The organism is Streptomyces sp. NWU339 (genome assembly GCF_003143855.1).
Taxonomy (GTDB): Bacteria; Actinomycetota; Actinomycetes; order Streptomycetales; family Streptomycetaceae; genus Streptomyces.
In genome coordinates this window covers 60756-73359 of sequence record NZ_QFRK01000014.1, presented here as the reverse complement: position 1 = coordinate 73359, position 12604 = coordinate 60756, and the positions used below count along the sequence as shown (strand labels likewise).

At 70.3% G+C, this 12604-nt stretch carries 11 protein-coding genes; 2 read left to right on the top strand and 9 right to left on the bottom strand.

The genetic code is table 11. The features are described 5' to 3' along the window. Positions 1–54: 54 nt before the first annotated feature. The 4 genes from DIZ27_RS18940 to DIZ27_RS18925 form a co-directional block, all read right to left on the bottom strand. On the bottom strand, positions 55–462 hold the full coding sequence (locus DIZ27_RS18940) for a hypothetical protein (protein ID WP_109379615.1): 408 nt from the start codon (positions 460–462) through the stop codon (positions 55–57). Then, entirely contained in the window at positions 459–2927 is a 2469-nt protein-coding gene (locus tag DIZ27_RS18935) for an ATP-binding protein (protein ID WP_109379614.1), read from the bottom strand. The genes DIZ27_RS18940 and DIZ27_RS18935 overlap by 4 nt, the downstream gene beginning before the upstream one ends. A 226-nt stretch (positions 2928–3153) precedes the next feature. Continuing rightward, entirely contained in the window at positions 3154–4398 is a 1245-nt protein-coding gene (locus tag DIZ27_RS18930; protein ID WP_109379613.1) for an McrC family protein, read from the bottom strand. Further along, entirely contained in the window at positions 4391–6511 is a 2121-nt protein-coding gene (locus DIZ27_RS18925; protein ID WP_109379612.1) for an McrB family protein, read from the bottom strand. The genes DIZ27_RS18930 and DIZ27_RS18925 overlap by 8 nt, the downstream gene beginning before the upstream one ends. A gap of 161 nt (positions 6512–6672) precedes the next feature. Between DIZ27_RS18925 and DIZ27_RS18920 the strand changes: the two genes are divergently transcribed. Further along, complete coding sequence (locus DIZ27_RS18920; protein ID WP_109379611.1) at positions 6673–7071, top strand: hypothetical protein; 399 nt, start codon at positions 6673–6675, stop codon at positions 7069–7071. Positions 7072–7119: 48 nt separating this feature from the next. After that, positions 7120–7620 (top strand): hypothetical protein, encoded by a 501-nt coding sequence (locus DIZ27_RS18915; RefSeq protein WP_109379610.1) that lies wholly within the window; start codon positions 7120–7122, stop codon positions 7618–7620. A 42-nt stretch (positions 7621–7662) separates the two neighbouring features. Here DIZ27_RS18915 and DIZ27_RS18910 read toward each other — a convergent pair whose 3' ends face one another. The 5 genes from DIZ27_RS18910 to DIZ27_RS18890 form a co-directional block, all read right to left on the bottom strand. Then, on the bottom strand, positions 7663–8616 hold the full coding sequence (locus DIZ27_RS18910) for a hypothetical protein (RefSeq protein ID WP_109379609.1): 954 nt from the start codon (positions 8614–8616) through the stop codon (positions 7663–7665). Then, complete coding sequence (locus DIZ27_RS18905; RefSeq protein ID WP_258308444.1) at positions 8613–9413, bottom strand: protein phosphatase 2C domain-containing protein; 801 nt, start codon at positions 9411–9413, stop codon at positions 8613–8615. Before DIZ27_RS18905 ends, DIZ27_RS18910 begins: the two co-directional genes overlap by 4 nt. 302 nt (positions 9414–9715) lie before the next feature. Beyond that, entirely contained in the window at positions 9716–10384 is a 669-nt protein-coding gene (locus DIZ27_RS18900) for a VWA domain-containing protein (protein ID WP_109379608.1), read from the bottom strand. Positions 10385–10421: 37 nt separating this feature from the next. Beyond that, entirely contained in the window at positions 10422–10916 is a 495-nt protein-coding gene (locus DIZ27_RS18895) for a hypothetical protein (protein ID WP_258308443.1), read from the bottom strand. Next, complete coding sequence (locus DIZ27_RS18890; protein WP_109379607.1) at positions 10913–12424, bottom strand: hypothetical protein; 1512 nt, start codon at positions 12422–12424, stop codon at positions 10913–10915. Before DIZ27_RS18890 ends, DIZ27_RS18895 begins: the two co-directional genes overlap by 4 nt. Between the last annotated feature and the right edge of the window lie 180 nt (positions 12425–12604).

Here is a 12604-nt window from a genome sequence, read left to right as displayed (position 1 = left end):
ATGTGTCGACCGACCGGCGCCGCCGCTCGCGTCCGCGAAAGGCGGAGCCGTCGGTCATGTGTCCGTGTGCCGACCCACCGCTGCCGTTCCCGGACCGGCACCCAGGGCGGCCAGCAACGCGGTGACCTCCTCCAGCCGGGCCTGGATCTCGGCCGGGGCGGGTGGCAGTTCGTACGTGCGGTAGTGGCAGGCCGCGCTGAGCGCCACCCACGTAGTGCGGCACCGGCGCGCGGTGTCATGTCCCGCGTACCACTCCAGGCACAGCATGCGGTGCTTGCCGATCCGGGTCATCCGCGGGGTGACCTGCCGCCAATAGGCGTCGAGGGCCTGCTCCAGGGCCAGGCGCAGCAGGACCGCGGCGGCACGGGCCCGCAGGCCGGGAGCCAAAGTCTGCGCGGTCCCCGCCGGAGGGAGCAGCAGTCGGCCGGCGTCGGTGACCAGGCTTTCCGGGGCGACCGTCATCGCGCACCCCCCGGGGTCCCCGGGGCCTGTGCGCCACTGCCCGGAGTGCCGGAGCGGAGGATGGCGGTCGCCAGGGCCTTGGTACGGGACACCAGCGCCTTGCGGTCGTCGACCGTGGGCAGCGACGTGTGCGTACCGGAGTTGAACGCCTCGATCAGCTTCCAGCCACCCTCCCGGATCCGCTCCACGGCCTCGTGGGCGCTCCGCTTTCCGTCCCCCAACAGGGCGAGGGCCGCGTACTCCTTGGTGCGCTCCAGGGACGCGATGCGCTTCTCCACCTCGGACAGCGGCAGTCCGTGCTCGTCGCGGAGCCGGCGGCGCGCCGTGACCAGACAGGCGACTTCGACAGCACCCCGGCACATGGCCGGCAGCACGCGATCGGCCACGTCCTGGGGCACCCACGGGTCGAGGGAGATGGCCCGCGCTTCCGCGAGTGCCTGGTCGACGGGATCGGTCACCGTTTCGACGCCCACCACGGAGTCGGTCTGACGGGTGACCCGCAGCACGGTGGCCTGGATACCGAGGTGGGAGATCGCCTGCTGAAGCCGGGTGTCGTGGGTGAAGACGATCACCTGGCGGTCCTTGGCCACGGCGTCGAGCACCCGGGCCAGTCCCTCAACCTTCTCCGGGTCCATGGACTGCACGGGGTCGTCGATCACCAGGAAGCCGAACGGGCTGGCCTCGTGCGTCGCACGCGGCAGGAACAGCGAGAGCGCCAGCGAGTGCAGCTCGCCCTGGCTCATCACGCTGTAGGCGGGCGCGGTCATGTCGTCGACCGTGACGCCCAGCTCCACCCTGCCGCGGCCGGGAGTCCCGGCCAGGGTAACGGAGCCCAGCGTGACGCTGCTGTGCTCGCACAGCTGCTGCCACACCTCCTGCGAGCGCTCGGCGAAGGGGCGCAGCCGCTCGTCCCGCAGCTCGTTGATGACCGTCCGCAGCCAGGTGCGCGCCTTGTTCACGTGGGGGCGACGGGCGCGGGCGGCTTCGGCCGCTTCCGCCACGGCCAGCCAGTCCGTGAGCCGCACGGCCATCGGCTGCCACTCGCCGTCCTGGTCGGCCAGCCGACGGAGTGATTCATCCCGTACCTGCCGACACGCCTCCTCCAGAGCGACGGCGGCTCGCTCCGCCTGGTCGGCCAGGTCCGAGGCGTCGGTGATGCTCCGGCATCGAGCCCACTGCCGCCAGAGCTCGGCGAGCGGCGAGTCGTCCGTCTGCAGCCACACCGGGACGGGCTCGATCACGTCATGGAGGGCCTGCCGGGCCTTCGCGACGTCCTGCAGAGCGGTCTCCGCCTCGACCGCCTCCCGCTGCAACCGTTCCACTTCGGCCCGGGCCCGCTCGGCCCACGCCTGGTCGAGTTGTCCGGCGTTGCCGCACACCGGGCAGTCCGGGGACTGGGACCGCCGCCGGTGATCCAGCGCAGCCTCCAGCAGACTCGCCAGCCGCCGGGCGTCCTCCGCACTGCCGTGCCGGGCGTCCTCGGCGCGAGCCGCCGCCTCGCGCAGTCGCGCGACGGCACCGGAGACCTCGCGCAGTTCGGGGCCGGTGAGGCCGGCCCGTCGCCGCAGCCCCGACAGTTCCACCTCGACCGAGGGAGAGCGGCTCGCGAGCAGTGCCCGCACCCTGCCCGTGTCCGGCCGAGTGCCGGACAGCGCCTCGACCGCGTCCCGGGCCCTCGGGTCGTCCAACCCGGCCAACTCGCCGCGCAGTTGTTCCGTGCGCTGCTTCCCGTGCTTGTCGGCCTTCTCGCACTCGCTCACGGCGTCCTTGACGCGTCCGTCGAGCTCGGCGAGCAGTTCCAGGCCGAGGAGCTTGAAGAAGGCGTCGTGCAAGTCGGAGAGCGTGCCGTTGATCATCGAACCGAGTTCGCTGTACGGCAGGAAGGGCCGGGCGAGGTCGAGCGCGTCGGCGTCGACGATCTCGTCGAGCTTCCGCTCTGTGCCGTCGGGCCCCTCGGCGCGCGTGCGCGCATCGTCCACCTTGGCCCCGTGCCAAGTCCGGCGCACGGTGACGGGCTCGCCGTGTTCGCCGACGTTCAGTTCGACGGACACCTCCGGTACCACGTCGGGGCTGTGCAGGTTGCGCCATCCCTGTTTCCAGTCCCCGGTCCGGCGCTTCTCCCAGCGGGAGTTGCGTCCGGTCAGGGCCGTTTCCGCGGCCTCGGCGAAGCTCGACTTGCCGGAGCCGTTGGGCCCGGCAACGACCACCAGCCCCGGACCGGGCGGCAGTTCGAGCGTGGTGTGCGGGCCGATGCCGCGCCAGCCGACGGCGGTGATGGAACGCAGGTGCACCGGCCCGGTTTGGCCCTCGCTGCTCCTGGTGCGCTCGTCGGGCAGCAGTTCACGCAGTTGGGACCGCGCCTCCGGGGTGAGATCCGAGCCGTCGAGCCGAGCGAGGAGTAACTCCCGCACGGAGGGCAGGGGACCGGCGGGGGAGTCGACGGAATCCTGCGGTTGGTCGATCACGAACTGTTCCTTCCACGGCAGTGCGAGATGAGACGCACCTGAGAGTGACGGGCGAGTGTTACCGCAAGAAGGGTGACGTAGATTTGTGAGCAATGTCAACAGGTTAACGAGAATTAAGATAACTCGAAAGCGTGTACACGTGAAGGGTTGTTCGACGGGTGGGTCGATCATGCGTGTCAGGAGGGGAGGGGAGAACCGTTGGTGTGCCTGACGGTTGGCGGTCGACTCAGAGCAACGTGTTCCCGACCCACGCGACCGCCTGCTCGGGATGCGTGGCGGTGTCGATGCCGATGACGTGGAGCGTGGAGAGCATGCCCCGCGGACCGTTGATCTCCAGCAAGCGATGGGCACGGCCACCGGGCTGGGGATGCACTATGACGGCGCTCGCCGGAGCGTAGGCACTGTAACCGGCGGCATAGGTGAGCAGTTGGTGGACATCGGCAGCGCTGACGCTGTGTCGGTCGTAGCGCTTGTACTTGGCGTCCACGGGTAGCGGCGAGCGGGTGGAGCCGCTCCGGCCGGGGAGTTCGAGCAGCACGTCGGGCCGGAAGGCGGAGGTGTTCCCCAGGTCCCCGCGGACCGTGATGCCGGCACCGCCACCACTGGGAAGGACCCGGCCGCCGTGCCGGGCGGCGGCCTCGACCGCGAGGCGTCGGACGACGGCTTCCCAGAGAGCGGGCATGCGCAGGAGCAGGCCGTCGGCCGCTGTGCCCCTGTCGGTGAGGAGATCGCTCACACCGCCGCCGCGCAGGATGAGACGGGCCCAGGTGTGGGCGGCGCGGTAACGCGCGTTGAGCCTGGTGTAGCGGATGCGGTCCAGGGCATGGAGCGCCGCGGCGGGGGAAGTGGCCGGGGGAAAGAACTCGGCGACACCGTGCAGGTCGCGGGCGAGCCCCGAATGGGTCGTCAGCCGCAGCGCGGCTCGCAGTGCGGTTCCCAGGACGCGGTTGTCCCAGATATCGCTCTCCCGGTCGAACGCGCGCACGTGCAGCCGGTCCAGTTGCCCGTAACGGCGCACGGCCTGTGCTGCTACGTCGAAACGTCCGCGAAGTACCGGCTCGACGGTCTCGCGACGGATGTAGTCGCGCCGCAGGCCGTCGCGCACGAGGTGCTCGCACTGCTCCAGCAGCGCCGTTGCGACGAGTTCGGCATAACCGTCCGGCCGGGTGGCCCAGCGCCGGGTGGGGGACCACAGTGGGCGGGGCGCGTCCAAGGCGTAGTCAAGCCAGCTCATCAGCCGATCACCTGCAATGGCGAACTTCGGCTCGATGACCAGCCGCAGGCGGTCGAGCACCAGGACGCCCACGGTCGACTCGGCCTTGAGCCGCCAACCGGAGTGGTCCGCGCTCAGGGTCACGCAGTCGTGGGCCTGCAAGGCGTGCAGCCGATCCACGTCCCGTGGAGTGAGCCGGTCCCTGGTCAACGGAACGCTCTGGTACTCGGCGAGCCGAACGACCGGGCGGTCAGGCATCGGTGCCGGAGCCGCCGCTGGTGAACTCGGCCGCCAGTGCGTCGGCGAGGTCCTGCGGGGACATCTGCAGGGGACGCCCGGTGTCGGCGTCGACCAGGCTGCCCAGGATGCGGTGCAGCAGGTCGGTCCGGCCGAGACAGTAGTCCTCCAGCAGGGGGAAGACCTCGTGATGGAAGGCGGCCGCCAGATCGTCCTCCGTGGCGATCGGCTCGCCGTCGCGCAGCAGATAGGCGTGCCCGAGTTGGTGGTCGGCGTCGAGGTGGCGGGCGATCCGGGTGTTGAGGGCCTCGAAGAAGGCCGCCAGGTCGAGAGGCCCGATCGTCCCCGACACGGCGTCCGGATCGGGGTCGACCGGCAGGAAGGCGAAGCGGCGCCGGACCGCTGCGTCGAGGTGGCTGACGCTGCGGTCGGCAGTGTTCATCGTGCCGATGATCCTGACGTTGGGCGGCACGCGAAAGCTGCGTCCGCTGACGGGAAGGGTGACCGGCAGTCCCCGTTTGTCGAGTTCGAGGAGGGTGATCAGCTCGCCGAGGACGCGGGGCAGGTCACCGCGGTTGATCTCGTCGATGACCAGCAGGAACGGTTGGTCGGGATGGTCGGAGGCCCGGCGGCACAGGTCGTGGAACAGGCCGTCCTTGAGGGCGAGGGTGAGCCCGGGCCCGGTGGCGCTCAGGTCCGGTTTGAAGCCCTCGACGAAGTCCTCGTAGCCGTACGACGGATGGAAGGTGACGAGGCGGACACGGTCACCGCGCAGCATCTCGGCCTGGGCCTGGGCGCGTTCGCGCGGCTCGGCACCGAGGGCGTCAGCGCGGTCGGTCAGGGCGAGGGCCGCGCCGAGCGCGAGCCGTGTCTTGCCCGTCCCGGGCGGCCCGTGCAGGATCACTTGTCCCTTGCGCTCCAGCGCGTCCAGGACGGCCTGCACGTCGTCGGGCAACGCGACCGTCGTGTCGCCCTGTTGTGCTTCGTCAGGGCCGGCAGATGCGCCGGCCCGGGGCGCGGTGAACTTGGCGAACAGAGCCGGATCGACCTTGGCGAAGGTGGACCGCCAGCCGTGCTGCGGCCTGTCCAGCCTCTGTGTGTGGGAGGTGTCCCACTCGACCGGTACGACGTGCTGGAACTCGGCGCGATCGGGGACGAACCGGTAGCTGTCGGTGACCGTACCCGTGGCGAGGACCTCGTCCGTTCCCCGATTCGCGACGATCCGGTCGCCCGTCTCCAGATCCCGGAAGGCCAGCAGCCGCCGGGCGAGCGTCAGACTGCCGCCGTTCTTCCCGGGCCAGTGCCGGTCGATCGCTGCCCTGAGTTCGGTGTCGTTCTGGTACTGGCCCAGATCTCCCAGGGCGTCCCAGCCCACACAGATGAACCGGCCCTCGCGGCACTCGTCCCAGCGGCTTCCCCGCTCGCCGGGGGCGATCTTCCAGATGGGGCGCCGCTTGGACCGGTTGGACCGAGGGTCGTGGTGCCGGTACAGGAAGCGCATCACCTGCTGTCCGCTCCAGCCACCGAACTCTGCTCGCGAACCGACCAGTTCGAGCAGCCGGCGGTTGCTGCGCCAGGCGGGGGAGTCCGCCTCGGCGGTACCGCCCAGCAGGATGAGGAAGTGCCGCAGGTGCTCGGCCGAGTAGACGGGCAGGAAGTGATCGGGGAAGTAGGCGGTCAGGGACTTCGTCACGAGGGCCGGGCCGAAGCGCAGCAGGTCGAGTTCGTCCAGCGCGTCGAAGTCCTGGCGGTCCACCGCCTCGAAGGCCTGGAGGAACTGCGTCCGCAGGTGTGCCCACGCGTCCTGGGGTTCCCTGCCTCGTAGGGGGGCCGCCATCCGCCACTCGCCGGAGTTGTGGCGGTACATGATGTGTTTGGCGGCACTGCCTCCCCTGATGCTGCCGAGGTGTGGGGTCCCGAACTCCATCAGCCGGCAGTACCCCGTTCCTCCTCCGTGCGCGTCGGATGTCTCCACTCCGAGGGCGTAGCGCTCCAGAGGGAGCACCGGCCAGTCCTGCAAAGGGAACTGGGTGAGAACCTGCTTGCGCTCCGCGTCGGCCCGGGCCTCGTCCTCGGCCACCGTGCCCCGGTCGAAGGCGGTCGCCGCCGCCCACACATCCACCCCACCGTGCATGGGGCCATCATGCCGGACATGAAGTGTGTGTTGTTGGGAACAGGAGGCTGTGGATACCCGAGTGACTTGGCGCCGTGTGGCGTGGCCACTGCTGCGGGAACGGTGCGTGGCGTGCACGCAGGGGTGGATGACGGGTTGCGTGTGCTGACCGAGGGAGAGCTGTGGCGGACTGGATCTACATCCTCAATCCGAACAAGGACACGCTGGACGGGGAGTTGTCCGACAAGGAGACGATGCATCGACTGGCGGAGGAGGATCCCGGACTCGAACTCTGGCTCAGTCGCCGCAACCGCATGAAGCGGGGCGACCGCCTCTGGTTCTTCTTCACCCACCCGGAGTCGGCGGTCGCCGCGGTGGCCGAGGTCAACGGGGAGCCCTGGGAAAACCTGGAGGACCCCGGCGTCCCGTACCTGGTCGGGGCGACTCTGCTCCCCGAGGCGACGAAGGCGCTGTACCGCGACCCCGTGGGCCGGGACGAGCTGGGGCTCGGGCAGGTGCGGTCGGTGCAGAAGGTGAAGCCGGAGGCGCTTTCGGTGCTGCTGGCGCGTGCGGGGCTCTGACCGGTAGGGCGACGATCAGGGGCCCGGTGCCTCGATAAGGTGATCGGCATGTCGTCCGCGCACCTGCTGATCATCGGAGACCGGGCCGCCCTGAGCTGGGTGGTGACCGGGCAGCGGATGGCGTTCCCGCCCGGGCGGGCCAAGGCGGCGCGGACGCTGGAAGAGGGCGACGAGATCTTCCTCTACACCACACGCGGCTGCTTCCGGAATCCGACCCGAGACCTGGGCCGGGTGATCGCCAGGGCATCGGTCGCCACTCCCGTACGGGCACTGGACGAGCCGGTCGTCTTCGGCGACCGATCCTTCACGGAGGGCTGCCGCCTCGAGGTGTCCGGTCTGGCCCCCTTTCGCGACGGGCTGATCCTGCGTGACCTGGTGCCCCGGCTGTCGGTCTTCCCGGACCCGACGACGTGGAGCGTGCGCATGCGACGGGCGTCACTGGCGCTGCCGCCGGGGGACGCGGACCTGGTGCGCACGGAACTGGATCCGTTGCTGCGTCCGTACGACGAGGCCGCCGACGCCTACCGCTGGGAACCGGCGTCCACCTGAGTCGGAGTACGGCTCCCCGACGTCCGGGGAGCCGGTGCCCCACTACTGCGCCGGGCCCCGCAGCTTGATCGGTGTCCGGTTGCGCGTCCCGTCCAGGACCGTGTGGTCGACGGCGGGCCGGACCCGGGGCGCGGCCGCGGTGAGCGTGATGACGCCGCGGTCGCTCAACGCGGTCTGCCACTCGCTCGGCCGGGGCCGGCTGCCGCGCTCGCCGGCGGCCTGCGCGAAGAGCCTCCGCACTCCGTCGTTCTGGCGGTCGTTGAGGCAGCCGGGGACGATCTTCAGGTCCTGGCCCGGTCTGACATACGGCTCCTGGGCGACGATGCGCCCCGCCACCAGAGCCGTCTTGTAGGCGTCCGTGTCCACCGTGGCGTCGGTGGAGGGCGCCAGCGGGTCGTTCCAGTCCGGAGTGGCGGCCTGGTCCTGGACCGCCGCACGTCCCACCCGGCGGAAGCCGTCGCAGTCCAGGAAGTGGACGGCGGGCTCGGGGGAGAGGGACCACAGGACGTTGGCCTGCGAGATGTCACCGATCACGAGTCCGGCGTCGTGGAACCAACCGATGGTCTCGACGCAGGCCAGCGCGAGAGCCCTGCGTTGCTCCGGGTTCGGCTGAACGACGTCCTGCCAGGCCGGTTTGGGCGGCCTGATCAGGTACTGCAGCTCGAGGAGCTTCGTCGCCCCCGTCGCGGTGCGCCACGTCATGTGGGCGGGGGCCCGCCTCATGAGGAAGCCGAGCGTCCGGCCGCCCTCGACCACACGGCACAGGGGCCATGCGGCAAGGGCGTCGAGGCGGTTCCGGTCCGCCTGGCCGAGGCCCTGCCGCAGCCGGACCAGGTCCGCAAGGGCGGTGCCGTTGGCCTTGGACGGGTCCTTGTACTCCTTGAACAGGAGCGGGCCACCCGTGATCGCGTACACGTCCCCCTGGCCGCCGCTGCCGACCCGTTCACCCAGGGCGAGCGACGACCGTGCGACGTCGGCCCCGTCCTCCGCGCTCATTCCGGCTTCTCCCACACGCAGATGACGGTCCGGTCGTCGTCGTAGGACTTGGCCCTGGTCTGTGCCTGCCACAGGAAGTCGGACAGCGAGGGCACTTCAGGCCCGCCCCACGCGTTCGCGAGGCGCTGGGCGAACTCGGGGTCCTTCTGGGTGAGCGGGTTGGTGATGCCGTCGGTGCCCAGGAGGAGGACCTCGCCCGGTTCGGTACGCAGCAGCTTGGCCTTGACGCTGCGATAGGCGTGCGGAAGAGCCTCGGTACGAGTGTCCAGGAGACTTCCGTCGTCCACCGGATTGCCCTGTTCCCACCGGCCCTCCCGCAGCACGAACAGACCGCCGTCCCCCACGCTGAACACGACACGCTCGCGGATGCGGGCGTCGGTCGGCACCAGCAGGACATGCAGGGTGGTCGCATAGTCCTGCCCGGCGCTCAGTTCGGTGACGGCGCGCGCGATCGCCTTGTTGGCGAGCCCGCGCAGCTCCCCCTCGTCCTGAGTGGTCAACGCCGCATGAATGCTCTCCGCCTCCTGGTCCAGGTGGAGAGCTGCCTGGCGAACGACGAGGTGTGAGCCGGTGTGCGAGTACTTCGCGGAGCCCACCCCGTCGGCGATCGCAAGCAGGAGGAACTCGGCCTCCGGAGGGCCGACACGCGTCACCACCATGGCGTCTTGGCGGCAACTGCCCTCCCAGTTGTGGGAGTCACCGCGCACGGAGGCGGCCCGCACCGTCAGCCGTCCGACCTGGGCCCCGTCCAGCAGCACCGCCGGAGTGAAGGCCGCGAACTCGTCGCCGTCCCGCACGGAAGGGCACTGCAGAGGGTGGGGCGGATAGCTGGGGGGCCGTTGACCGACGTGCGCAGGCACCCCTCGCAACAGAGCGTCCCCGGGTTCCGCAGGGGGCGTAGGGGGCATGAGGCGCTCCGTCGCCGGAGGCGCAGGCTGCTCTGTGGAAGCGGCGGGCCCGAGCATGCGCGTCTCGTGGACGACGATGTCGGTGGGCAGGCTCGCGAAGTGTTCGTCAAGACCGTCACCGTGGGCGGGCCCGCCGAGACCCGTCACATCCTCGTGCGCCCTTGGGGCTTCTCCGTGATGCATCGGGCCGCTCACAGCTTGTCCAGGGAAAGGCTCGTGAAGCCGGGCACCTGCTCGTCCACTTGGAGCTGGAAGCCCTCCCCGCCCTGGGCGGCCATACTGGTCGCCGAGTTGACGATGGACCGGGTGAGGCTGGAGGCGAACTCACGCAGTGCGATGGCCGGGGTGATGGAGTCGTCGTCCTTCTGGATGAACGCCTTGAAGTTGGCCACCTCGGTGATGGTCGCGGCGTCGGCGTCGCTGATTCCGAACGCGATGATCTTCGGTGCGTAACGGAACGCGTTCAAGTCGTTGAGCGCGGTGCGCCAGCCCTCGTCCGTGGGGATGCCGTCGGAGAGAAAGAACACCACGGGCCGGTACACGTCGTGGCCCTCTGCCTTCAGCGCCGCGACGTCCTTCTCGATGGTGTCCTTGACCAGTTGAAAAGCGGCGCCGAAGGAGGTCACGCCGCCCGCCGACAGGGACGGCAGCTGCGTCAGCTCGCTCAGGTCGGCGAGCGGCTGCAGCACGGAGGCCTGCGTGGAGAAACCGATCAGCGCGAAGCGGGTCTTGTCCGCGACGCTCGGATTGGTGCTGATCTCGTGGTGCAGTTCGGGCAACGCCGAGTTGATGGTGTCCACGCCGTCGCCGGCCATGGAGCCGGACTCGTCGCACACCACGTAGAAGGGGAGGAGCTGCATGGGTTGGTTCTCCTGAGCTGATGAGACGGCGTGGCCGTCAACGGGTGTAGAAGTAGATCTCCAGGTCGGCCGAGCCCGAAGGGCCGCCGCTCCAGAAGTTCCGCGTCGTCGCCTCGGTGAACATGTCCGGCCGCGCCTTCCGCAGGGCCTTGTTCACCTCCCGTGCGTATGCCTGGCCGTCACTGGGCTCCGGTGCCTGGCCGAAGGTCAGTACGAAGGCGGCTTCGCGTCCCTGGTAGCGGGTGGTGGCGGCACGGAGCTGTTCCACCATCCGCGTGGTGTCGCCGACCGCTGCGGTCAGATGGATCTTCACCGGCTTGCGCGCCACCGACCGCGGTCCCGTCGGCGTCGGACTCGGTTCGGGAGACGGCGTGGCATCGGCCGACTTCGAGGGACTGGCGCTGGCCTGCGCGGCGAGCGGATCACCGCGGTCTCCCATGGACACCAGGGCGAGCACGAGCAGCATGTCGGCGAAGAGCCACCCGGCCAGGTGAAGCGGTGTGAACCGGAAACGCCTCTTCAACGGGCTCACCAGTCCGGTCCGATCCCGGCCCGCAGCTTCTCGGCCTGCCGCAGTTCGCTCTCCGCGCGCCGTTGGGCCGCCTCGGCACCCACGCGCGCCGTCTCCGCCTCGCTGCGTGCCGTCTCTGCTTCGCCCCGCGCGGCCTCCGCTTCGATCCGCGCCGTCTCTGCTTGGCCCCGCGCGGCCTCCGCCTCGATCCGCGCCGCCTCCGTCTCGCGGAGTGCCCGCTCCAGGGCGTCGGTGACCGCGACGAAGCGATCCGTCGCCTCCTGGACGGCGCGGCTGCGTGCCTCGATGCCGAGCAGGGCCTCCCGTGACGCCTCGGCGGCCTCACCGGTTCGGTCGGCCACCGTGCCGAGGTCGTCGAGCAGGCGTCCGTTGACATCCGCCACGACCTCGATGCCGGTGGTGAACCCGCGCTGGGAGGCGGCCAGCACGGTCAGCGACTCCTCGACCTGCCGGGCCGCATCCGACAGCGCGCCGCGCACGCGGTCACCGTTGTCGCCGACCGCCGTCTCCAGCCGGTCCGCCGCACGGGACAGAACGTCGCGCATGTCGTCGCCGGCCGTCCTCAGGTCCTCCAACGCCTTGTCCAGGACACCGGTCTGCCCGCTGACGGCGTCGGCCAGTCGACGGCCCGCCTGCGTCAACGGGTCCTCCAAGCCCTGGACGGTGGCCTGAATGGCCGTGCCGCTGTCCCGGACGGTCTCCTCGATCCGCAGCACCACCTGCTCGATCGGCCGTACGTACGCCTCCGCCTGGACGAGACGCTGCTCCGCCTTGTCCGCGGCCTCGCTCACCAGCTCGGCGGCTCGACTGAGCGCCTCCTGCGTGGTGATGGCCTTGGTGTGCATCCGCTGCAGCCGGCCGGCCGCCGAGTTGAGCTCCGCCGCGAAGCGCTGCGGCGAGGCGAACCGGTGCTCGTTGAGCGAGAGCTGAGCACGCGTGAGGACCGGGACCAGGCGGGCCAGAGCCGCACGGGCACGCTCCCCTGCCTGCTCCTCGCGACGCTCCGCGCGCGTGCGCCGGTAGCCGTGCACGGCCGTGAGGACGAACAGCATCACCAGGGCCAGGCACCCGCCCACGGCGACATGGCCGAAGCGGTACGCCCCGCTCAGGTGTCCGTCGAACCCGGACTGCCACAACTGCAGGAACGGTCGGCCGGCGGCCTTGGGGTCGTCCCCGGTGAGCGCCCCGTAGGCACTCGACGCCTGCCACAGACCGAACCACGTGAAGAGCAGAGGCAGGAAGACCAGGGCCCCCAGAACCCAGTCCAGCACCGAGTCGAGCCCTCCGCCCCGACCGGTGTCCACCGGTTCGGCGATGCTCTCGGGCCGGGCGAAGTGGGCCATCAGGTCGAGATCGGCCCATGCGTTGAGGGCTTCTGCGTCGGTGGAGTCGAGTGCCCGCGCCAGGGCGCGCAGTTCTTCGGCGCGTGGGGCGAGCGCAGGGTTCTGCGCCGCGTCCTCGAGGTGACGTGCGGCCACCCCTTTGTCGAGTTGTGTCCCGGTGAACATTCCCCACCCTTGCCCGGTGAAGCCGGGACTTTGTGCAGATCGGAGCGCGACGGGGAGAGGGCGGTGGCGTGCCACGTACACCCCTGCCGCGCAAACGAAGTGACGGAGACTTTCACATCTCCTTCACTGGTCGGGCAATACTAGACGACGATCACATGGTGTCGGCGGCGTGGTGCAAGA